The 20799-nt window shown below is 71.6% G+C and carries 19 protein-coding genes and 1 pseudogene; 11 read left to right on the plus strand and 9 right to left on the minus strand.

Translation table 11 applies throughout. The features are described 5' to 3' along the window. Both ABT085_RS25700 and ABT085_RS25705 read left to right on the plus strand, forming a co-directional pair. Nucleotides 1-300, plus strand: a 300-nt coding sequence (locus ABT085_RS25700; protein ID WP_351612365.1) for a YgaP-like transmembrane domain, incomplete at its 5' end; no start/stop codon positions are given. 115 nt (nt 301-415) lie between these two features. After that, entirely contained in the window at nt 416-2173 is a 1758-nt protein-coding gene (locus ABT085_RS25705) for an ABC transporter ATP-binding protein (RefSeq protein WP_351612368.1), read from the plus strand. 76 nt (nt 2174-2249) lie between these two features. On the opposite strand, the gene ABT085_RS25710 is transcribed toward ABT085_RS25705, so the two are convergent. Beyond that, nucleotides 2250-2543, minus strand: a complete 294-nt coding sequence (locus tag ABT085_RS25710; RefSeq protein ID WP_351612370.1) for a hypothetical protein — start codon at nt 2541-2543, stop codon at nt 2250-2252. A gap of 171 nt (nt 2544-2714) precedes the next feature. On the opposite strand from ABT085_RS25710, the gene ABT085_RS25715 reads away from it, so the two are divergent. Beyond that, the gene (locus ABT085_RS25715) at nt 2715-3080 is read left to right on the plus strand and encodes a nuclear transport factor 2 family protein (protein WP_152892795.1); all 366 of its coding nucleotides are present in this window, start codon (nt 2715-2717) and stop codon (nt 3078-3080) included. A 48-nt stretch (nt 3081-3128) separates the two neighbouring features. Here ABT085_RS25715 and ABT085_RS25720 read toward each other — a convergent pair whose 3' ends face one another. After that, the gene (locus ABT085_RS25720; RefSeq protein ID WP_351612374.1) at nt 3129-3644 is read right to left on the minus strand and encodes a MarR family winged helix-turn-helix transcriptional regulator; all 516 of its coding nucleotides are present in this window, start codon (nt 3642-3644) and stop codon (nt 3129-3131) included. Nucleotides 3645-3704: 60 nt separating this feature from the next. On the opposite strand from ABT085_RS25720, the gene ABT085_RS25725 reads away from it, so the two are divergent. Further along, nucleotides 3705-4547 (plus strand): hypothetical protein, encoded by an 843-nt coding sequence (locus ABT085_RS25725; RefSeq protein ID WP_351612377.1) that lies wholly within the window; start codon nt 3705-3707, stop codon nt 4545-4547. Nucleotides 4548-4569: 22 nt separating this feature from the next. Here the strand turns inward: ABT085_RS25725 and ABT085_RS25730 are convergent, their stop codons facing one another. Continuing rightward, entirely contained in the window at nt 4570-6528 is a 1959-nt protein-coding gene (locus ABT085_RS25730; protein WP_351612380.1) for a ricin-type beta-trefoil lectin domain protein, read from the minus strand. Nucleotides 6529-6803: 275 nt separating this feature from the next. On the opposite strand from ABT085_RS25730, the gene ABT085_RS25735 reads away from it, so the two are divergent. Further along, on the plus strand, nt 6804-7721 hold the full coding sequence (locus ABT085_RS25735) for an LppP/LprE family lipoprotein (RefSeq protein ID WP_351612382.1): 918 nt from the start codon (nt 6804-6806) through the stop codon (nt 7719-7721). Nucleotides 7722-7806: 85 nt separating this feature from the next. Here ABT085_RS25735 and ABT085_RS25740 read toward each other — a convergent pair whose 3' ends face one another. After that, nucleotides 7807-8409 (minus strand): SUKH-4 family immunity protein, encoded by a 603-nt coding sequence (locus ABT085_RS25740; RefSeq protein ID WP_351612385.1) that lies wholly within the window; start codon nt 8407-8409, stop codon nt 7807-7809. Between the two features lie 109 nt (nt 8410-8518). Further along, nucleotides 8519-9145: an HIT family protein gene (locus ABT085_RS25745; protein WP_351612388.1), complete on the minus strand. Its 627-nt coding sequence runs from the start codon at nt 9143-9145 to the stop codon at nt 8519-8521. A 150-nt stretch (nt 9146-9295) separates the two neighbouring features. Here ABT085_RS25745 and ABT085_RS25750 point away from each other — a divergent pair, with 150 nt between their 5' ends. Together ABT085_RS25750 and ABT085_RS25755 are read left to right on the plus strand one after the other, a co-directional pair. Beyond that, on the plus strand, nt 9296-10027 hold the full coding sequence (locus ABT085_RS25750; protein WP_351612390.1) for a hypothetical protein: 732 nt from the start codon (nt 9296-9298) through the stop codon (nt 10025-10027). A 335-nt stretch (nt 10028-10362) separates the two neighbouring features. Next, nucleotides 10363-10878 carry a hypothetical protein gene (locus tag ABT085_RS25755; protein ID WP_351612393.1) on the plus strand — a complete coding sequence of 172 codons (516 nt, stop codon included), beginning with the start codon at nt 10363-10365 and terminating at the stop codon, nt 10876-10878. An 88-nt stretch (nt 10879-10966) separates the two neighbouring features. Here the strand turns inward: ABT085_RS25755 and ABT085_RS25760 are convergent, their stop codons facing one another. Both ABT085_RS25760 and ABT085_RS25765 read right to left on the minus strand, forming a co-directional pair. Next, a complete protein-coding gene (locus ABT085_RS25760; protein WP_351612396.1) occupies nt 10967-12829 on the minus strand; it encodes a cellulase family glycosylhydrolase in 1863 nt (620 codons plus the stop codon). Between the two features lie 62 nt (nt 12830-12891). After that, a pseudogene (locus ABT085_RS25765) lies at nt 12892-14863 on the minus strand (GTP-binding protein). Between the two features lie 219 nt (nt 14864-15082). Here ABT085_RS25765 and ABT085_RS25770 point away from each other — a divergent pair. Next, nucleotides 15083-16189: an XdhC family protein gene (locus tag ABT085_RS25770; RefSeq protein ID WP_351612399.1), complete on the plus strand. Its 1107-nt coding sequence runs from the start codon at nt 15083-15085 to the stop codon at nt 16187-16189. Between the two features lie 58 nt (nt 16190-16247). Here the strand turns inward: ABT085_RS25770 and ABT085_RS25775 are convergent, their stop codons facing one another. Next, nucleotides 16248-16748, minus strand: a complete 501-nt coding sequence (locus tag ABT085_RS25775; protein WP_351612402.1) for a metallophosphoesterase family protein — start codon at nt 16746-16748, stop codon at nt 16248-16250. Nucleotides 16749-16963: 215 nt separating this feature from the next. Here ABT085_RS25775 and ABT085_RS25780 point away from each other — a divergent pair, with 215 nt between their 5' ends. The 3 genes from ABT085_RS25780 to ABT085_RS25790 are packed head-to-tail and all read left to right on the plus strand — an operon-like array spanning nt 16964 to nt 19454. Continuing rightward, on the plus strand, nt 16964-17443 hold the full coding sequence (locus tag ABT085_RS25780; protein ID WP_351612405.1) for a MarR family winged helix-turn-helix transcriptional regulator: 480 nt from the start codon (nt 16964-16966) through the stop codon (nt 17441-17443). Then, nucleotides 17440-18867: an MFS transporter gene (locus ABT085_RS25785; RefSeq protein ID WP_351612408.1), complete on the plus strand. Its 1428-nt coding sequence runs from the start codon at nt 17440-17442 to the stop codon at nt 18865-18867. The genes ABT085_RS25780 and ABT085_RS25785 overlap by 4 nt, the downstream gene beginning before the upstream one ends. A gap of 5 nt (nt 18868-18872) precedes the next feature. Beyond that, nucleotides 18873-19454, plus strand: a complete 582-nt coding sequence (locus tag ABT085_RS25790; protein WP_351612411.1) for a hydrolase — start codon at nt 18873-18875, stop codon at nt 19452-19454. Between the two features lie 87 nt (nt 19455-19541). Here the strand turns inward: ABT085_RS25790 and ABT085_RS25795 are convergent, their stop codons facing one another. After that, nucleotides 19542-19733 (minus strand): hypothetical protein, encoded by a 192-nt coding sequence (locus ABT085_RS25795; protein ID WP_351612414.1) that lies wholly within the window; start codon nt 19731-19733, stop codon nt 19542-19544. Nucleotides 19734-20799: the final 1066 nt, after the last annotated feature.

Raw genomic sequence — 20799 nt, forward strand, 5'->3', positions numbered from 1 at the left:
GGCCTGGACGCACTGAACAGCCGGTTCACGAACTTCGCGCAGCGCCCGGCGGGCGCCCGTACCGGCTGGGCGATGGAACGCCAGGTCCGCCTCGCCGCGGGAACCCTGGTGCTGGCCGGGCTGGGGCTCGGACTCCTGCATCCGGCCTGGCAGTTGGTCTCCGCGGGCGTGGCCGGCGGGCTGGTGTTCTCGGCCCTCACCGACACCTGCGGTATGGCCGCCCTGCTGTCCAGGCTGCCGCACAACCGGCCGCGCGGCGCGGAACTGGAGACCACCCTGGCCGCGTTGACACAGCGTTGACCAACGGCGGTCCTCCCGTGCCCCGGACCCGGTCCGGGAGCCGCGCGGGCGCCCGCCGCCGTACCGGAAGACGGCGACACGGCAGGGAAGTCCGGCCCGACCGGTGAGGAGCACCGTGACCACCGCACAGACGCAGCCCGGCCCGCCCTCGTGGCGGCTGCTGCTGGGATACGTACGCCCGCACCGCTGGGCCCTGGCGGCCGGGGCGGTGCTGTCCCTGGTCACCGGCGCCACCGGGCTGCTGCTGCCACTGGTGGCGCGCGGGCTGATCGACGACCTGGCGCACGACCGGGCGATCACCGGGGCGCTGCTGGTGATGGCGGGCCTGGTCGTCGCCAACGCGGCGGTGGGCGCGCTGGGTTCGTACGTCCTGCGGCGCACCGCCGAGTCGGTGGTGCTGGGGGCGCGGCGCTCGCTGGCGTCGTATCTGCTGCGGCTGCGGATCCCGGCCGTCGACCGCAGCGAGCCGGGCGATCTGATGGCCCGCGTCACCTCCGACACCACGCTGCTGCGCGAGGTCACCACCGACTCGCTGGTCGGGCTCGGCACCGGCGGCCTCACGCTCGTGGCGACGGTGGTGCTGATGGGGCTGGTGGAGCCGGTGCTGCTGGCGGTCACCCTGGCCGTGATCCTCGGCGCGGGCCTCGTGCTGGGGCTGATCGTGCCGCGGATCAACCGGGCCAGCCGGCGCGCGCAGGACGCGGTCGGCGTGATGGGCGCCGCGCTGGAACGGGTGCTGGGCGCGCTGCGCACGGTGAAGGCGTCCGGCGCGGAACAGCGCGAGGAGCAGACCCTGCACGCGGCGGCCGAGGAGTCCTGGCGGCAGAGCGTGCGGGCCGCCAAGTGGGCGGCGGCCGCGGGCAACACGGCCGGGCTGGCCATGCAGATCGCGTTCATCACGGTGCTCGCGGTGGGCGGGGCGCGGGTGGCGACGGGCGCGGACGACATCGCCACGCTGGTGGCGTTCCTGCTGTACGTCTTCTATCTGATGTCGCCGATCCAGCAGGTCGTCGGCGCGATCACCCAGTACCAGACGGGGGCCGCGGCCCTGACCCGCATCCAGGAGGCGCTGCGGCTGCCCGCGGAGCCGCCCGCGCGTCCCGCCCCGCTGCCGTCCGCCGACGCCAGGCCCGCGTCGCTGGCATTCCAGGACGTCCGCTTCCGGTACTCCGACGAACTGCCCTACGTGCACCAGGGGGTGACGTTCGCCGTGCCGGCCCGGGGCATGACGGCGTTCGTCGGCCCGTCGGGCGCGGGCAAGACCACCGTCTTCTCCCTCATCGAACGGTTCTACGAGCCCGGTTCCGGGGTGATCACCCTGGACGGGCTGGACGTCACGGAGTGGGAGCTGCCCCGGCTGCGGTCCGCGATCGGCTATGTCGAGCAGGACGCGCCGGTCCTGTCGGGCTCACTGCGCGACAACCTGCTGCTGGGCAGCCCGGAGGCGGACGACACGGCGCTGGCGCACGTCCTGAAGACGACCCGGCTCGACGGTCTGGTGGCCCGGCTGCCCACGGGGCTCGACACGCTCGTCGGGCACCGCGGCACCCGGCTGTCCGGCGGCGAGCGTCAGCGGGTGGCGATCGCGCGGGCCCTGCTGCGCCGGCCCCGGCTGCTGCTCCTGGACGAGGCCACCTCGCAACTGGACGCGGTGAACGAGGCGGCGCTGCGCGACACCGTCGCGGACGTCGCCCGGACCACGACCGTCCTCGTCGTGGCACACCGGCTGTCGACGGTCACGATGGCCGACCGGATCGTGGTCATGGACGCCGGCCAGGTGCGCGCGGTCGGCACCCATCGGGACCTGGTGTCGGCCGACCCGCTGTACGCGGAACTGGCGGCCACGCAGTTCCTGGCGACCGCGGACGACTGACCCGACCGCGCCGGCCGTGCGGCCGCACAGGGCGCAGGGCCGCCTCGACGGGCGGCCCTGCGTCGTACCGCGGTCGTCACTGAACGGCGGGCAGCAGTCCCGTCACCGGTGCCGCGAGGTCCGTGAGCTGGTGCAGCTGGCCGAGGTCGTTGAGCTTGCTCAGGCCCGACAGCTGCTCGCGGACCTGCGGAACCTGGCCCCGGTACTGCGCGGGGACGTCGCTCGCGGCCAGGGAGTCCAGCACCGCGATCGGGCTCAGCTTGCCGTCGGCCGGGGCGGTCGCCTCGGCGGCACTCGCGAGCGGGGCGGCGAGGCCGGTGACCCCGGCGGCGAGACAGGCGGCGGCGACGATGCGTCGAGTGGAGATCATGCCCGGGCAACGGCAGGGGCGCGGCGGCGGACACGGGCGCGGCGCCGCACTCACCCGTGAGGAGGAGCCCGCGGTCCCGCTTGCCGAGCCCGGCGGGGCGGGGGACGCTCGGAGGTGGGAGTGCCGTGGCCCGTCCGTCCGCCGGACCGCGGCCCTCGTGAGGAGGTCAGCATGGGCAGCGCGGCAGGCTCCGCCTTCGACACCGACACCCTGCGTCAGGGCATCGAGGGAACCACGGCGGCTACCCTCCTTCGGCTCTACGCGGACGACGCCGAGATACGCGTCATCGACCGCAACTCCCAGCCCAGCCACCCGAAGATCCTGCGTGGCCGGGACGAGATCGGCGCGATGCTCGACGACGTCTACAGCCGCGACATGACGCACAAGCTGGAGAACTGCGTGATCCAGGGGGACAGCGCGGCCTTCAGCGAGTCCTGCGCGTACCCCGATGGAGTGCGCGTCCTCGCCGAGTCGATGATCACGTTGCGCGACGGCAAGATCAGCGAGCAGATCATGATCCAGGCATGGGACGAGTAGGCGGCAGAGCGGCGAGGGTCCAGGTCACCTCCAGGCTGACCTGGACCTTCACTGCGCGGGCGACACTGGGGGCAGGTCGGCCTCGGCGGCCGCGACCAGTTTCCGCAGCAGGTCTGCGAGTGTCCGCTGCTCTGCTGCGCTCAGCGCTGCGAGCAGCGCGTGCTCGCCCTCGGCCTCCGATGCCGCGTGCGCTTCGAACGCGGCATGACCGGTCGCGGTGAGCCGGACACGTACCCGGCGCCGGTCCCCCGTCTCGTGCGTGCGGACGATCAGCCCGGCCTCCTCGACGGCCGCGAGCCGCGCCGAGAGCGCGCCCCGGGTCAGCCCCAGCTCGTCGGCCAGCCGCGAGGGGCTGCTCTCGTAGGGCGGTCCGAGCCTGCGCAGCTTCAGCAGCACCTTGAAGTGCCCGTACGCGAGTCCGTCCGCGTCCAGTACCTCGCGCCGGGCCTGGGACGCGTGCCGCGCCAGGACCGCCAGCCGGACGAAGATCGCCTCCTTGACCGGGTCCATCCAGGCGAGTTCCTTCGACCACTCCGCCACATGACGGTCGACCGAATCCTCCATTGACTGCCTCCCGCAGTGATTTTCTTGTGGATAGTTTTTCAAATAACTACCTTTTCTGCCATGACAATTGACACGACCGTCGCGAGCCTGACCGTGAAGCCCGGCGAACTGTTAAGCGCAGCACGCGAGTTGGGACTGGCGGGGCGGTGGGACCGGGCATTGGCGCTGCTGGACGCGGCGACCGCCGACGCCCCGGAGATCCGATCCCGGATCCTCCTGACGGCTGCCCAGACCGCCCTGGAGAAGGACTGGTTCACCGGAGGCGACAGCGCACGGGCGCGGTTGGCGGTCGCGGAGCGGGAACTGCCCGACGGCGACTGGGACGTCGACTTCGCCCGGCTGCGGCACACCTACCGGCAACTGCTCCTCGTCGACGGCGCCCCGCGCTTCGGCCCGGCAGGCAAGGACCCCGAGGCGCTCGGGACGCTGTGCCGACGGGCCGAGGCACTGCGCGACCGCGCCCCGGACGAGGGGCGCCGTGGCTGGGCAGCCATGTACGCGGGGCTCGTCGCGGACAACCACTTCGCGGACCGAGCCGCCGCCCACGCCTGCTACACGGCTGCGCTGGACGCCGCGGAGTCGGCCGGTGACCCCCTGCTGGCCCGGGAGGCCCTGCGCCATCTCGGCGACCACGACCACGACGCCGGCGAGGACGGCCTCGCCCTGGAGCGCTGGCGCCGGGCGACCGCGCTCGGCGCCGGCGCGGGCGCGGTACCGGGCACGCTCTCGCAGCAGCTGCTGCTGGCGGTGCTGGCCAGGGACACCGGCGACCCGGCCGGGGCCGCGGCCCTCGCGGCGGAGGTGGCCCGCTGGGCGGACGCCCTGGGGGCCGCCCCGCTCGCGGCGCAGGCGCGCGCCTTCCTGTCCGGCGCCGACCCGACCGCCCCGCCGCCCACGCCCTAGATCCGCGCCCTGGATCCGCGCCCTAGGTCAGCGTCCACCGCTGGTTGGCGCCGCCGTTGCAGGTCCACAGCACCATCCGGGTGCCGTCGGCGGTGCCCGCGCCGTAGGCGTCCAGGCACAGGCCCGCGTTGACGTTGGTGAGGGTGCCGTCGCTGTTGACGTTCCACTTCTGGTTGTTCTGGCCGTTGCAGTCCCAGATGACGACCTCGGTGCCGTCGGTGGTGCCGAGGTTGAAGGCGTCGAGGCACTTGTCGCCGTACAGCACGAGTTCCTTGCGGGAGGTGTACGTCCAGGCCTGGTTGCGGCCGCCGTTGCAGGACCACAGCTCGGCCTGGGTGCCGTTGGTGATCGTGCTGTCGTAGACGTCGAGGCAGCGGCCGGACTGCGCGCCGACCACGAGCGTGCCGTTCGTGCCCGGCAGGGGGCGCACGGTCAGGTCGGCGAGCGCGGGGGCGCCGGAGAAGGTCAGGGTGTTCGAGGCGCCCTTGGACAGGGACACGGCGACGGAGACCGTGCCCTGGGCGGAGCCGGTCGGCGGGAACGAGACCGTCGTCGCCGTCTGACCGTTGACCTTGAGGGTCGCGGTACGCGCGGTGGCGGCGGTGTTGGTGTAGGCGACGTCCACGACGTCCAGGCCGGTGTGCGCGGCGCTCACCCCGGTGAAGCCCGACGTTCCGGTGTAGGTGGCGCTCGCCGCCTCGGTGCCGCCGGTGACGGTGACCAGCACCGAGCCGCCGGCCGGGACGCTCGCGGTGTACCCGGTGGCGTAGTTGCCCAGTCCGCTGCGTGACCACAGATCGCGTACGGCGGCGGAGGCCGCGGTCAGACCGAGGTCGGCCCAGCGGACGGTGATGTTCTGCGCGGCGGAGGTGCGGTTGAGCAGCACGACGGCGCGGTTGCCGGTACCGGCCAGGACCTTGCCGTACACCTGCGCCCCCGCGGTGTCCTCGGCCACCTTCACGCCCTGGAGGCCGCGCGGGTCCTGGTCCACGGCGACGACCTCGGGGTTCTTCAGGACGGCGGCGGTCTCGGAGGTCATCGTCGCCAGGTTGTTGCCGGCCAGCAGGGGTGCGCCGGAGATCGCCCACAGGTTCATGTGGGTGCGGTTCTGGGCGGCGGTGAAGCCGTCCATGCCGACCATCAGCATGTCCGGGTCGTTGTAGTAGCCGGTGTGCTGGGCGGTGGGGTGCAGGGCCTGGTCGAAGTTGGACAGCAGGTTCGACATGGCGGGCTTGTCGCCCCAGTAGATGATGTCGGTGCTGGTCCGGTACATGGGGGCGAGGCCCGGGGCCCAGTTCCAGGGGTTCTGCTCGCCCCAGTTGCACAGGGAGAGGGTGAGCGGGCGGCCCGTCGCGGCCGTGGCCGCGGTGACCGCGGCGCTGATCGACCGGTACGTGCTCGGCGCGTCGAGTCCCTCGGCGTGACCGCCGCACCAGTCGACCTTCACGAAGTCGAAGCCCCAGGTGGAGAACTGGAGCATGTCCTGGGCGTAGTGGCCCTCGCTGCCGCTGCCGGGTGCGGCGGGACGGCCGGTCGGGTAGTAGTAGCCGCAGCCGTCCTTGCCCGCGTCGGTGTAGATACCGGCCTTGAGGCCCTTGCTGTGGATGTAGGCGGCGATGGCGCCCATCCCGCCGGGCCACTCCGTCTCGTCGACGGTGATGTTGCCCGCGCTGTCCCGGGTGCCCTGCCACCACCCCTCGTCGATGTTGATGTACTGGTACCCGGCCGCGGGCAGACCGGCCGCGACGAACGCGTCGGCCTGCTGCTTGATCACCCCGTAGTCGATCCGGGCGGCGAAGCTGTTCCAGGAGGCCCAGCCCATCGGGGCGGTGGCGACGGGGATCTGACGGGTGGTCGCGGCCTGTGCGGGGCCGGGCCGAGCGAACAGGAGTGCGGCGGTCACGGTCAGCGCCAGGACGAGGGCGCGTACGACGGCGTCCCGGCGACGCCGTGCGCGGCTCGTTCGGGGTGGGGGAAACATGCGGCTCCTTCGACCGGAGACATCCCGGCGCATTCGATGTATTCGATATATCGAACAAGGATCGACTTTCCGAACATGCGGGCGCGCCGAAGGTAGAGCCGCGAGAGGCCGAAGTCAACGGATGTGACGCCGGATGCCAACTCGCCGTCGCACAACCGCCGTCCACCCAGGCAGGCGGCATGCAAATGTGAAGATCTTGCAAGCTACATATGTAGATGTCATGATCACGGACGTCTGGAGGTCAGGACGCAGGAACGACGATGGGAATGTCCGGCATGCAGGCTGAACAGGACGTGAGCACACCGGAACCGGTCCGGCGCAGGACGCGCTGGCCCGTCGTCCTGGTGGTCATCATGCTGCTCGCGGGCGGATCGGGCTTCTCCGCCGCCCGGTGGGACCTGGCCGGGAAGCTGGGCCTCGGCAACACCACGGCCGAGACGGGCGGTTCGACCCGCGCCGACGGACGGGGCAGCGCGGTCCAGGCCGACCCGAGCTCGCCGACCGCCGGAAAGTCCGCCGCTCCGGCGCGCACACAGCGGACGGACTGCCCCGCGGACTCGGCTCTCCTGGCCGCAGCACACAAGCGGCTCAACACCGCCGGAGACCCGGCCCTGGGCCTGAAGCAGTGCTGGCCGGGCTGGGACACCGCGGTGCTGATCACCACGGGCTCCGCAGATGCCATGGCCCACGGGGAGCTGGTCGTCTTCCGGGACGAGAACGGCACCCCGGCCGAAGCGGCAGCCCTGACCACCGGCTCGACGACCGCCGCCTGCGACGGACTGCGCCGGATGAACCCGCCGGCGGACCTGCTCGGCTACGCCTGTGAAGGCACACCGGATCCGGAGCCCTTCGACAAGAACGCGGCGCTCAGGACGCTGTCCGGGCTCGGCTACCAGCCCGTGAAGCCGATCGGGGAGCTGAGCGGGCCGCTGCGCGCCGTCTGGGGAGTCGTCGACGACGGCGGCCACTTCAATCAGGTCTTCCTCTTCTACGGGAACCGCTTCCTCGGCACCGCTCCGCTGTCGGACGTCGGTGACATTCCGCAGCCCGGCGGCTCCTCGGTGACGCTCCAGGGGAACCTCCGCAACCCGGACGACCCCGAGTGCTGCCCGTCCGGCGGATCCGTCGACTACATCGTCAAGTGGAACGGCACCCAACTGATCTCGAACCCACCGTTCCCCACGGACTCCTGAACAACCGAAGCATCCTCAGCGCGGCGGGAGCCGTGCGCGCAGGTTCGGATCCTGCCGGGGGCACTTCGCATGAAGTGCCCCCGGCTCACACGGAGTTCTCGCGGATCAGCTCGGTCCAGACCGAGGGTCGGCCCTCGGCATCGGCGGCAAGGTCGACTCTCCTCACGACGTTCACCATGAGGTCCAAGCACGCGTAGAGGCGGTCGGAGTGTTGCACGAGTTCCGCTTCCGCAGCTGTGGGCGCAGGCTCCTCGATCTGCCGAAGGATCTGCAGGGCCGCATGCCACCGCCAGGCCGTCTCGACGTACTGGGCAAGTGAGGTGTTGAAGAAGGAGACCGCAGGCTTGTACAGCCCCGAGTGGCAGGGCCGGAGGATCTCCGGCAGGTCTTCCACCGTGATCGGCTCCGGGAGCAGGCAGAGCACACGCCCCTCGCCGGGCACCACGCCGACCACGCAGCTGGTCGGGTCGGTCCCCCAATAGCCCAGGTCGTAGAGCCGCTGCCCCTCTCGGACCAGGCGCCGCTCATACTCGCCGGCTCGGTTGGGCACGAGGACGGGTTCCGGTCCGGACTGAGGTCGGCGCGTGAAGAGCGGGTGCCGAGGCAACCCCCACTCACGCAACGCCTCGCGATCACTCTCGGGGATGCTCCACTGCTCCGCCTCCTCAATCACAAGGGCCGACTCCATGGAAACCAGGCCAGAGAGAGGCTGGGCCAGTACGCGGCAAAGGCCCTCCCGCACAGGAATCCACTGCTCTGGCCCCCCACCACCAGATGTCGGCCTCCACCTCGAAGGCTCAGACATGCGTCTGTTCGTCGGTGGTCCGGCGACTGCCTCCGTACGAGGTGATCAGTGCGTCAGCGACGGCCGCCGCGTCCGCGTCGGCCACCTCCGCCGGGTACTCCGGCAGGAGGTCGTCCCAGACGGGCATCCATGACCCGAACAGCTGGGCCTGCCCCTCGGGCCGGGCGAAGAACCAGATGTGCAGGTGCGCCGCTCCGTCCCCGATCCGGTAGACGTGGGCTCGGGAGACATGCGGCAGTGTCTGCACATGGCGGACGATGTGAGTGGTGAGCACCCCGAGTTCGGCGGCCATTTCGTCGGGCAGATCCGCCATGTCGTAGTGGTCCCGGGAGAACAGCATCAGTACCAAGGGCACGCCGACGCCCTTGATCCGGGCCAGTCGCCAGCGTTCGTCGAACCAGATGCCTTCGTCCCGGGCGCGGCACGGGTCGCAGTTCGCCGGATCCTCGCCATGCCGTTCCGGCTCAGGCAGAACGGGCGGACGCAGCGGCGCGACGCGTAGTCCCTCGGGTTCGAACGGGCTTATCTCCCAGCCGGTCATCCGCGCCAACGGAAGCCGAAGCTCACCGTCCGCGGCCTCGCGTGCGTGGTCGTAGAACTCATCAGGTCGCAAAGCCATGATCGGAGACTAGCGTGGCCCACAGGCGCCCCACCCGTGCCGGGTGAGGTCGGCCTGGCTGGTCCTTCCCTATCAGCCCCATGCACCGGGGACTTGAAGCGCAGGCTCTGGCAGCGCGGTCGAAGCTCGCTTAAGATCACGCTCCTTGACATGATCTTGGGGGAACTTATGCACGCCCGGATGCCGTTGGCGGTTCACGTCACCCTGACCCTGCTTACCGGGGCGGCGTTGGCCGGCTGCTCGGCTGCAGACGTCACGACCACGGCTTCCGGAGCCGAACCGTCCTCCGCGCCTGCCACCACGCGGACGAAGCCGCTGAGCGAAGCCGAGCTGAAGGCGCTGACCCTGGAAGATGCGGAGTTGCCCGAGGCCCGCCCGGGAGGAATCTCCGTCCAGGACCACGGTGACCCGGCCGACTCCCCCTCCATCAAGCCCGTCTCCGATCCTGACTGCCAGTCAGTACTTGACATCAGCAACGCGACGACGGCTTCAGCGGTCGTCAGCCAGGTGATCAACTGGAGGGACGGGATCTACCCCGGTGGAACCACCCTGGCCTCCTACGACGATGGTGAGGCCGAACAACTCTTCGTAAAACTCAAGCGCGCCCTGAACTCATGCCACACGTACCAGGGCGACGGGTGGACAGGTACATACACAGCCACCATGCAGACGCAGAAGGCGCCGAAGGCGGGCGACGAGGCTGTGCAGTTCCGGGAGTACTCGCCGACCGAACAGGGCAAGCGTGACCAGTTGTTCGTCATCGTGCGGACCGGCAATGTCATCGCGACCTACGTTTCCCTGGATATCGGCCGTACATCGACATTCCCCACCGAACCGATCATCAGGCAGGCCGAACGGCTGCGCGACGCGCAGAGCAAGTAGAACGAAGCCGTGCAACCGTCACGGCCCCGGTCGGCCGAGGAAGCCGCAGGTCCTCGGCCGACTCCCCGGCCGCTCTCCTGGAGCGCCAGTCGCAGGTTCGGATCCTGCCGGGGGCACAGGCCGGAGGGCCGGCCCTTCCCGAGCTGAGGGCGCTTGCGCGAAGGCTATGGCCGGCGGCCCCTGAAACCCTGTTACCCGATCGGACGCATGGCGTCACACCAGAGATTCGTCCGAAATGCCGGCCATGAGCGCTGTCGGTACGTTCGTCGGAGGTCGGTTGCCTGGCCGACGTCCGTCCGACAGAGAGAAGTGACATGCCTTCGCATACTTTTGCCGTGGTCGGCACCGGAATAGGCGCGACCGCCCTGATAGCCGCCGGCATCACCTACGCCCCGGCCGTCGGATCCACCCCGGCCTCCCACTCCGTCCGCTCTACCCACTCCGTCCGCTCCGTCCACCGAGTGGCCCGGCCTGTGCACCGAGCCGCTCCTGTCGCGGCCTTCTCGGGCGGCAGGAGCGCGAGCAAGGCGAGGAACGAGGGACACGAGGAGGGCGGATCCGACTACGGTCGCGGGGAAGGCGGAAGGATCTACTTCAACGAACGTACGTACTCCGCCTCCGCCGATGGCTGCATCACCGCGGCCAGCTCCAGCAGCTTCAGTATTTTCAATGACAGTCGGCAGACCGTCGAGGTCTTCCGAGGCTTCGACTGTGGCGGCGCTCCGGTCACCACGGTGGGCCCCCACGGCGAGACCTCCGGCACTGTGACCCGTACCGATCTCGGGGGCATGTTCGGTGACGACGGTGTCGTGGGCAGCTTCCGGGTGATCGACGACCACGACGAGTGGTGACAGCGGCGCCCGGCGCGCCGCGTTCTCCTCCGGCCGCCCCCGTCCCGGCCTCACCAGGACGGGAACGGCCTTCACCGGGGCGGCTCGGTCAGATCCGGCCCGCCCACGCCGCGAGTTCCGTGCGGGCCGCGGTCAGCAGGGTGGTGGAGGGGGACGTCGCCCCGTTGGTCACCAGTGCGTAGTGCAGGACGCCCGTGTCCGACGTGGTGAGGAGCAGGCGGCGGCTTCCGGTGCCGCCCGGTTCGGCGGCCACGGCGACCGGGGTGGTCCGGGTGTACGCGGGTGGGCCGTAGGCGGTGCCGAGGTCGGAGACGACCGTGGTGGACGCCGTCGGGAACGACGCCGGCAGGTGCAGTTCGGTCGGCGCCGAACCGCCCGTGGAACGCCACACCAGCAGTGCGTACTGCCCGGACCCGGCCAGCTGTGCCACGTGCGGCAGGGAGGACGGCACCGGGTTCCAGGTCAGGGTGGTCGAGCCGTCGCGGGAGCGGTCCTCGTAGGTGAAGGCGACCGTCGTGCCCGAAGTGGCGCCCGGGTAGACGCGGTCGAGGAGCCGGGCGTCCTGGCGCAGGACCGCCGTGCCCGAGTCGTCGAGGCGTACGGCGGACAGGTCCTCGTCGTTCCAGGCGTCGCCGGTGGTGAGCACCTTGCCGGTGTTGCCGTTCATCAGCTCGTGATGACGGCCGCTGTAGAGGTCCCACTGCCACTGGGAACCGGACAGCACCGGGCCCGAGGCGGCCGGGCTCGACCACCAGCTCGCGCCCTTCACCCGGGAGTCGAGGGCCTGGTACATCGCCTTGAGGACGGTCGGCGCCTTGTCCGCCACCGTGCCCGACAGCGGATGGCCGAACTCGCCGACCACGGCCGTCGTCCCGGTGGCCGCCGCCCGGTCGCGGACCGTGCCGAAGTCGGTCACGTACTGCCCGTCGGCCGCCTTGCCCCACATCAGGATCCCGGAGATCGCCTTCTGGTCGTAGAAGTGGGTGTTGAAGACGTAACGGGAGCCGAGCGTGCCCGCGTCGAGCAGACCGCCGGTCTGCTTCTGGGAGTCGATGTTGGAGTTCCAGAAGAGGTTCGGCTCGACGAGTGCGGGCTTGTCCTGCCAGCCGGCCGTGTCCATGCGGGCGCGGAACTTCACGTAGAACGGCCACAGGACGTCCCGCTCCCAGGTGCGGCTGGTCTGCCCGGAGTCGTAGGTGCCCGCGTACGGCTCGTTGAAGGGGTCGAAGCCGGCGACACCCGCGAACTCCTCGGCGGACAGGTGCTGTCCGAGGTAGGCCATGGTCTGCTGGGCGGTGGCCAGGAAGGCGTCCTGGAGGCCGTAGGCGTTGTGCCAGAAGTCGTACGACGCTGCCTTGACCGCGCCGTTCTGGGTGATGTTCTGGCCCCAGAAGAGGCAGATCCCGCAGGACTCGTCCGGATAGGTGCCCGCGTCCACGGCCCACTTGGGGGCGCCGTCGCCGGTGTACCAGCTGTCCTCGTCGAAGAGGTAGCGGGAGTAGAGGTCCTGGTGGAAGTCGGGGTAGACGCGGATGCCCGCGTCGAGGAAGGCGCGCATCTGGTCCGTCACCGCGGCCAGGTAGGCGGTGTCGGCCTGGCCGCGGACCGGTTCGGCGTGGGCCCAGGAGAGCAGGAAGCGGACCGAGTTGCCGCCGCCCAGGGAGCGCAGCGCGGTCGCGGACTTCCTCGCGTCGGCGACCGAGGCGAAGGGGAGGCCGCCGTTCTCCTCCAGTTTGGTCTCGCCGGAGACGTTGTAGCCGCGCAGTACGACCTCGCGGCCGAGGCCGTCGGTGAACCTGCCGTTCGACACGGTGAGGGCCGTGCCGTCGAACCAGAGGGAGTCGGGGACGGTGGTGGCGGCGGTGGCGGACGGGGAACCCGCCACCGTCAGGAATCCGCAGAGGACAACCAGAACCACGAGCAGACGTGCCCGAATATTCGGCATGTCCATTACATTCCGAGGATGTCCGGTCGCAGTCAACACCACTGACTCCAGAGTAAGTTGACGGGTCCTCATCCGCCGACCCGGCGCGTCACCTGCAGCAGGTACTCCTTCCGGTTCAGCGGGTTGTGGTCGGTGCGGGCCCGCTCGGGGACCGGACCGCGCGCGACCGGCGCGTAGTGGTCGAAGGCGCTCTCGAACTCGCCCTCGCCGCGGGTCAGTCCGGGCAGCCGCTGCTCCAGGGCGTGCACCTCGGCGGCCGGCACCGTCCCCTCCAGGACACAGACCTCGCCCCGTGTGTCGGCCGTCCGCGGCACGGCCCGCAGGGCGGCCAGCACCGGAAGCAGGGCGCCCAGGGTGTCCGCCGGGGCGTCGAGGCGGAACCCGTGCATCGGCTCGTGCACCCGGGTGCCCGCCCGGCGCAGCGCCTCGACGAGCACCAGCGGGGTCAGTCCGCGGAAGTCGGCGCCGGTGCTCGACATGCTCTTGTCGAAGCGCTGGTGCGCATGGCTCTGCCGGGGCGAGTAGCCGCAGTGGGTCATGGTGACCGCGCAGTCCGGCACCTGCCAGCCGTGCAGGCCCTGGCCGAGGGTCTCGCGCACGGTGTCCTCGACCGCCTTGAAGAAGGCGTACGGCATCGCGCCCAGCTCGACCGCGAGCGCGAAGGAGACGCCCGAGCCGACGGGGGCCGGCCCGACGCGCAGTCCCACGGTGGCCAGGAACGGGTTGGCGTCCTTCTTGTTGAACTCGACCGCCTCGCCCGTCCCGGCCGGCCGCTCGACACACAGCGGCGTCGTCCCGCGGAAGGAGACGTGGAGTCCGTACTCGTCGGCGAGGGTCGCCTGGACGACCTCCTTCTGCACCTCTCCGTACAGGGACACCGAGATCTCGCGGCGCGCTTCGTCGTGCCGCAGGTCGATCAGCGGGTCCTGCTCGGCCAGCTGGGTGAGCGCCGTGTGCAGCGCCCCGGTGTCCGTGCCCGGCCCCGGTACGACGACGGTCTCGAGGGTCGGCGGCGCGAAGAAGTGGCCGTACGGCTTGCGGGGTACGCCGATCGGGTCGCCGATCCTGACGTCGGCCAGTCCCCACAGCCGGGCGATCCGGCCCGCGGCGACGGCGCCGGACGGGGTGTCCGTGCCGTGGTCGAAGACACCGATCCCGGTGATCCTGCCCTCCCGGCCGCCCTCGCCGAAGGCGATCCGGTCGCGCACCCGCAGGGTGCCGGAGAACATGCGCGCGTAGGCGACCTTCTCCCCCGCCGCACCCCGCTCGACCTTGAAGACGGTGCCGGAGACCGGGCCTTCGGGGTCGCCGCAGGCGGTGGGCAGCAGGTCCCTGATCCCGCGGACCAGTTCGGGCACGCCCGCGCCGGTCATCGCCGAGCCGAAGTACACCGGGTGCACGTCGGCCCGCCGGGTCCCGGCGACCAGGGCCGTGTGCACCCGGTCGTGGCCGACGGCGCCCTCGACGAACGCGGCGAGCAGGTCGTCGTCGTGGTCGGCGAGGACATCGAGCACGCCGGGGCCGAAGCCGGGTGTGAACGCCGCCTCGCGGGTGCCGAGTCCGGTGGCCCGGCCCATGGGTACGGCCGCCGCCGCGAGGCGCTCGGACAGCGCGCGCAGCACGTCCGCGTCGCGGGCGCCACGACGGTCGATCTTGTTGACGAAGACCAGCGTGGGGATGCGCAGCCGGCGCAGCGTCCGCATGAGCGCCCGGGTCTGCGCCTGGACGCCCTCGACGGCCGAGACCACCAGCACGGCCCCGTCGAGGACCCCGAGAACGCGCTCCACCTCGGCGATGAAGTCGGGGTGGCCCGGGGTGTCGATCAGATTGACGGTCACGTCGTCCACCGGGAAGGAGACGACTGCCGATCTGATGGTGATACCGCGCTGCCGCTCCAGCGCGAGCGTGTCGGGTGCGGGTGCTGCCCGCGTCGACGCTGCCGATCTCGTCGATGACCCCGGCCGTGTGCAGCAGCCGTTCGGTCAGACTGGTCTTACCCGCGTCGACATGCGCGAGGATTCCGAGGTTGAGCAGGTGCACGAAGCGTCATGTCCTTCGAAGAGTGGGTCGTTCCTTCCGGGGTGGACATGAACGCTGCTCGCATCGGTGCTCCTCGATCCGTGGGGGGCTGGTCACTCTCAGTGCAGCAGAGTCGTGGGCGGCACGGCAACGCATTAACCCCCGGCGCCGGCAGCGTGGCGGTGCGGTGACGCCGGTACGGCGGGTGCGACGCTGACCTCGGCGAGGACAGAGGTGACGATGCGTGACATTTTCCCGGCGCTGAGCGGCTGGTACGCGGCCGGTGCCCCGTTCGGTCTCGCCACCGTGGTCGCGGTCAGCCGCAGCGCGCCGCGCGATCCCGGCGCCGCCATGGCCGTGGGGCCGGACGACGAGGTCGTGGGCAGCGTGTCGGGGGGCTGCGTGGAGGGCGCGGTCTTCGAACTCGCGCGGGAGGTGGTGGCCAGCGGCCGGGCCTGCCTGGAGACCTTCGGCTACGACGAGAAGGACGCCTTCGCGGTCGGGCTGACCTGCGGCGGTGAGCTCACCGTGCTGCTGCGGCCGGTCTCCCCCGTGCTCGACCCGGCCTTCGGCGCGGTCGCCGAGTCGGTCGCCGCCGGCCGCCCGGTGACCGTGGCGACGGTGACCGGCGGACCCGCGCCGCTCGGCGCCGTCCTCGCCGTCTGGCCGGACCGGGCCCTCGGCACACTGGGCACAGCGGGGCTGGACGTGGCGGTCACCGCCGACGCGCGCGGCGGACTCGCGCTCGGCGCCACGGGCGTACGGCACTACGGGCCGCACGGGGAGCGGCGCGAGGACGCCGTCCGCGTGTTCCTGCACTCCTTCGCGCCACCGCCGCGCATGCTGGTGTTCGGGGCGATCGACTACGCGGCCGCCGTCGCCCGGATCGGCGACTTCCTCGGCTACCGGGTCACGGTGTGCGACGCCCGCCCGGTCTTCACCACCGCGAAGCGGTTCCCGGTGGGTGTCGAGGTGGTCGTGGACTGGCCGCACCGCTATCTGCGGGGCACCGACACCGACGAGCGCACGGTGGTGTGCGTGCTGACCCACGACCCGAAGTTCGACGTGCCGCTGCTCCAGGAGGCGCTGCGCCGGCCGGCCGCGTACATCGGGGCGATGGGCAGCCGCCGTACCCACGACGAGCGGATGCGGCGGCTGGCCGAGGCCGGGCTCGGCCCGCGCGAGCTGTCCCGGCTGCGCTCACCGGTCGGGCTCGACCTCGGGGCCCGTACCCCCGAGGAGGTGGCGGTGTCGGTCGCCGCCGAGATCGTCGCGGTGCGCTGGGGCGGCAGCGGCGCCCCGCTGACGCAGACGCGGGGCGCCGTCCATCCGCGCACAGCGCGGTGAGTGCGTACGGGCTTGCGCGCGGGCGCTCGGACCGGGTGCACGATGGTCGCGTACGACGTCAGCGCGGCGGCAGCCGGTGCAGGACCACGTCGGTGAGGGCGCCGTCGGCCACGGTGACGGTCATGTACGTGCAGTGGGGCTGACGTCTGCGGTCGGTCGGCGAACCGGGGTTGAGCAGGCGCAGTCCGCCTGGGGCGGTCGTGTCCCAGGGGATGTGGCTGTGGCCGAAGACCAGGACGTCGAGGTCGGGGAAGCGGGCGGCGCAGCGGGCCTCCCGGCCCTGGGCGGAACCCGTCTCGTGGACGACGCCGAAGCGCAGGCCGCCGAGTTCGGCGTACGCCACCTCGGGAAGGCGGGCGCGCAGGTCGGGGCCGTCGTTGTTGCCGTACACCCCGACGACCGCGCGGCTGCGGCTCTCCAGCAGGTCGAGGGTGTCCGTGTCGACCCAGTCCCCGGCATGCAGGACGACGTCGGCGCGCGGGAGTTCGGCGAGGAGCGGGGCGGGCAGCTCCTTGGCGCGCCGGGGGAGGTGGGTGTCGGCGGTCAGCAGCAGGCGCACGGCTTCAGCGTACGGCGTCCGCCCCTCGGGCCGTCTGCGGACGGGGCCCCTGGGCCCCCTCGGACATCCCCGGACGCCGCTCGGCCGCCCCGGACGCCGCCCTCCGGCCGACCCAGCCGACCCAGCCGACCCACAGGAGACGTACAGGAGATCTACAGCTAAAACTGTTCAGTTCAAACTGGACAGTTTGCGTCGGCAAGTTTTACGGTGGCCCCATGGAACAACCCGATCCGGAAGCAGTCGAGACACCCGGACCGCCCGACGGCGTGTCCGAGTCCGCCGCCCGTGCCGCGCGCGATCTGCGGGTGGTGTTCAGCCGCCTGCGCCGGCGGATCAGGGAGGTCGCCGAGGACGAGGAACTCACCCCTTCGCAGGAGTCCGCGCTCACCCTGGTCGGCAAGCACGGGGCCGCCACTGCCAGCGCGCTGGCGGCCGCCGAGGGGGTCCGGCCGCAGTCGATGGCGACCACCCTCGCCGCGCTGGACCGGCACGGTCTGATCCGGCGCAACCCCGACCCCGACGACGGCCGCCGTCAGCTGGTCACGCTGACCGACGCGGGACGCGAGCGGGTCGAGGGCAACCGGCGGGCCCGGGCCGAGTGGCTGGCCCGCGCGTTCGAGGACCGGTTCACGGAGGACGAGCGGCGCACGGTCCTGACCGCGTTCGCCCTGATGGACCGGCTCACGCAGCAGTGATACCGCGGCTCTCCCGGCGCGGCCCGGCCACGGCGGCCGGCCCCGCCCCCGACGCCTTCGACCGGCGGCTGATCGCCCCGATGGTGCTGGGCTCCGTACTCAACCCGATCAACTCCTCGATGATCGCGGTCGCGCTCGTGCCGATCGGGATCGCCTTCGGGGCCCCGCCGTCGCAGACGGTGTGGCTGGTGTCGGCGCTCTATCTGGCCACGGCCGTCGGGCAGCCGGTCATCGGACGGCTCGTCGACATGTACGGGCCGCGTCGCCTCTACCTCGCCGGGACCGGCCTGGTCGGAGTCGCCGGTCTGCTCGGCGCCCTCGCGCCGACCCTGGGCACGCTCATCGCCGCCCGGGTCCTGCTGGGGTTCGGCACGTCGGCCGCGTATCCGGCGGCCATGCAGCTCACCCGCAGCGAGGCCGAACGCACCGGGCGGGACAGCCCGGCCGGGGTACTGACCGCGCTGGCCGTCGCCGCGCAGACGGTCGCCGTCGTCGGCCCCACCCTCGGCGGAATCCTGATCGGCCTGGACGGCTGGCGGGCCGTCTTCACCGTCAACGTGCCGCTGGCGGCCGCCTGTCTGGTGCTCGGCGCGCTGCGGCTGCCGCGGACCCGGCGCCCGGCGGGCGACCGGCCCGGCGTCGACCCGCCCGGCATGGTCCTGTTCGCCGTCACGCTGATCGCGCTGATGCTGTTCCTGATGAACCCCGGCGCCGAGCGCTGGTATCTGCCGGTGCTCAGCGCCGTCGCCGCCGTCGCCTTCGTGGCCCGGGAACTGCGGGTGCCGGACCCGTTCGTCGACGTCCGCGTCCTCGGCGGCAACCTTCCGCTGATCGCCACCTATCTGCGCCAGTTCCTCGGCTACACGACGTCGTACGCCTATCTGTACGGCTTCACCCTGTGGCTGGAGCAAGGGCGCGGGCTGACCACGTCCACCGCCGGGCTGGTGCTGCTGCCGCTGTCGGCGAGCGCGCTCGCCGTCTCCACCCTGACCGGACGCCGCGAGGCCGTACGGAGCAAGCTGATCGTGGGATCGCTCGTGCAGATCACCGGGTGCGCGGCGCTGCTGCTGGTCGGTTCCGGCAGCGCGCTGTGGGTGCTGCTGCTGACGGGCGCCGTGATGGGCGTACCGCAGGGGCTGATCGGGCTCGCCAACCAGACCGCCCTGTACCGGCAGGCCGAGCCCGCCCGGATCGCCTCCGCCGCCGGGCTGTTGCGCACCTTCATGTACCTCGGCGCGCTGGGCGCCTCCGCCGCCGACGCCGCCTTCTTCACCCAACGCGCCGACACCGCCGGACTGCACGATCTCGCCCTGTTCATGCTCTGCGGGTCCGTGCTGCTGCTGGTGGCGACTCTGACCGACCGCTCGCTGAGCACCCTCACTCCCCGCGACACCCGAAACACTCGAAACACCCGAAAGGTCTGACCCTCATGGCACTCACCGCCCTCGACCCCCGCACCGCCCTCGTCGTCATCGACCTCCAGGCGGGCATCGTCGCCGCGCCCACGCAGCCGTACAGCGGACCCGAGGTCGTCGCCCGCTCGGTGGAGCTCGCCGACGCCTTCCGCGCCCAGGGCCTGCCCGTCGTCCTGGTCCGGGTGTCCTTCGCCGCCGACGGCGCGGACGCCGTCCCGGGCCGCACCGAGGCCGGGCACCCCGGAGCCACCCGGCCGGAGGGCTGGGACGTGATCGTCCCCGAGCTGGCCGGGCACCCCGGCGACATCACCGTCACCAAGCACAACTGGGGCGCCTTCCACGGCACCGACCTCGATGTGCAGCTGCGCCGCCGCGGGGTCACCCAGATCGTGCTGACCGGCATCGCCACCAGCATCGGCGTCGAGTCCACCGCCCGTGCCGCCCACGAGCACGGCTACCACGTCACCCTCGCCACCGACGCGATGAGCGACATGGACCCCGAGGCGCACCGCGGCAGCGTCGAGCGGATCTTCCCGCGGCTCGGCGAGACCGGTACGGCGGCCGAGGTCCTCGAACTCCTGGCCAAGACGCGCTGAACCGGTCCGGGAGGTCGGCAGGCCTCCCGGTTCCGGCACGAGCCGGGCGGCCGGCCGGTTTCCCGGCTTCCGCCCGGCTCGCGGTGTCTAGTCCTCGCCCCTGACGATGTTCCCGTCCGGTCCCGGCTGCCGTACGGCAGCGTCGTCGACGGCCGGGACGCACGTACGCACCACCGGCCGGTCCCGCAGCCGCCGGGCCCTCGCCCAGCCCGTCTCGGACGGGCGGCCGGCTGCGCTCTCCAGGGTGTTCGCGATGTCCGTGCTGTTCGGGGTGTCCATGGCGGTGTGCGAGGTCACGACACTTCACGTTCCTTCTGACGACAGTCCCGGGGACGGCCTTCACCCGTCCTCCGCACCCTGTCGAGTTCCCGGCCAAATCCGGACCAAACACCCATTCGCATACAGATGGGGCCACCGGTCACCGGGGGCGCATCGCCGTTGACAGTCGGTCACCCCTGACAAGAGGGCCGCCCGGACCTGGATCGCGGCGTCGAGCTCACTGGCGGTGACGGCGCATCACTCCGCGTCCGGCATCCGGGCCGGTGCGGCACGGAACGGCTTCCAGAGGTCCGGCCGACCGGAGAGGAACACATCCGCGGAGCCGGACGGACGGCGAACCCTCCGTCGAGGGCAAACCGACCGGCCGACTGACCGTCATGTTGCGCCACGCAAAGGCCTGTTGACCCCATCTGTCATCGCGTCACGGGCCGAACCACCGGTCGCCGTCGCCGGCAGGGGATACTCCGTCAGCCTCTCACAACTTGGCTGCCCTGCAAGGAGGTTGCGGTCGCACCGCATCCGGCCCGCGGGCCGCCCCCGGGGTTCACCTCTCGACCACCCCTCGGCCGCCCCCCTCGGCCACCCCTCGGCCTGCCGCCGGGCCGTGCGACCAGCGGGTCCCGGCACGGCCGACCCCTTGCTAACACGGCCCGTCCCGACGCATTCACAGCGACACGCCGACGCCGTGGGATGAGCAGGCGTCAGAAGATCCATCGGAAGGACCAATGGTGCGTCAATCTGCTTGCGTTTATGGCGACATGACATCTCATCAGACCCTCGACCAAGGTCAGAAATGCCTCGTTTGGAGCTCTTCTGCCGATCTTTCGATATGACTGATATGACCGGCATGGGTAAGTTCATTCACGAGCCGGCCGACGGGCCGGCCACCCTGAGACAGGAGATTGCGACATGGAGCTTCGTTCCACGGTGATCACCGCGACTGTTTCCGCGGCAGCGGCCCTGGCCGCCACGGGCATCACCTACGCTTCGGCCGCTTCCACTCCGGCGCTTCAGCAGGCGCCGGCCGTCGCCGCCGTCGCACCTGCCGCCGTTCCCGACGGTGGCA

Origin of the sequence: Streptomyces sp. NPDC002265 (assembly GCF_040296125.1) — a bacterium.
Classification (GTDB): Bacteria; Actinomycetota; Actinomycetes; order Streptomycetales; family Streptomycetaceae; genus Streptomyces.

What these genes read in the sequence shown, in the direction of transcription:
- ABT085_RS25795 (WP_351612414.1), bottom strand. Translation starts at nt 19,733, where the DNA reads ATGGACACCCCGAACAGCACGGACATCGCGAACACCCTGGAGAGCGCA.
- ABT085_RS25735 (WP_351612382.1), top strand. Translation starts at nt 6,804, where the DNA reads ATGCAGGCTGAACAGGACGTGAGCACACCGGAACCGGTCCGGCGCAGG.
- ABT085_RS25740 (WP_351612385.1), bottom strand. Translation starts at nt 8,409, where the DNA reads ATGGAGTCGGCCCTTGTGATTGAGGAGGCGGAGCAGTGGAGCATCCCC.
- ABT085_RS25725 (WP_351612377.1), top strand. Translation starts at nt 3,705, where the DNA reads ATGACAATTGACACGACCGTCGCGAGCCTGACCGTGAAGCCCGGCGAA.
- ABT085_RS25715 (WP_152892795.1), top strand. Translation starts at nt 2,715, where the DNA reads ATGGGCAGCGCGGCAGGCTCCGCCTTCGACACCGACACCCTGCGTCAG.
- ABT085_RS25745 (WP_351612388.1), bottom strand. Translation starts at nt 9,145, where the DNA reads ATGGCTTTGCGACCTGATGAGTTCTACGACCACGCACGCGAGGCCGCG.
- ABT085_RS25770 (WP_351612399.1), top strand. Translation starts at nt 15,083, where the DNA reads ATGCGTGACATTTTCCCGGCGCTGAGCGGCTGGTACGCGGCCGGTGCC.
- ABT085_RS25730 (WP_351612380.1), bottom strand. Translation starts at nt 6,528, where the DNA reads ATGTTTCCCCCACCCCGAACGAGCCGCGCACGGCGTCGCCGGGACGCC.
- ABT085_RS25710 (WP_351612370.1), bottom strand. Translation starts at nt 2,543, where the DNA reads ATGATCTCCACTCGACGCATCGTCGCCGCCGCCTGTCTCGCCGCCGGG.
- ABT085_RS25780 (WP_351612405.1), top strand. Translation starts at nt 16,964, where the DNA reads ATGGAACAACCCGATCCGGAAGCAGTCGAGACACCCGGACCGCCCGAC.
- ABT085_RS25760 (WP_351612396.1), bottom strand. Translation starts at nt 12,829, where the DNA reads ATGGACATGCCGAATATTCGGGCACGTCTGCTCGTGGTTCTGGTTGTC.
- ABT085_RS25790 (WP_351612411.1), top strand. Translation starts at nt 18,873, where the DNA reads ATGGCACTCACCGCCCTCGACCCCCGCACCGCCCTCGTCGTCATCGAC.
- ABT085_RS25750 (WP_351612390.1), top strand. Translation starts at nt 9,296, where the DNA reads ATGATCTTGGGGGAACTTATGCACGCCCGGATGCCGTTGGCGGTTCAC.
- ABT085_RS25720 (WP_351612374.1), bottom strand. Translation starts at nt 3,644, where the DNA reads ATGGAGGATTCGGTCGACCGTCATGTGGCGGAGTGGTCGAAGGAACTC.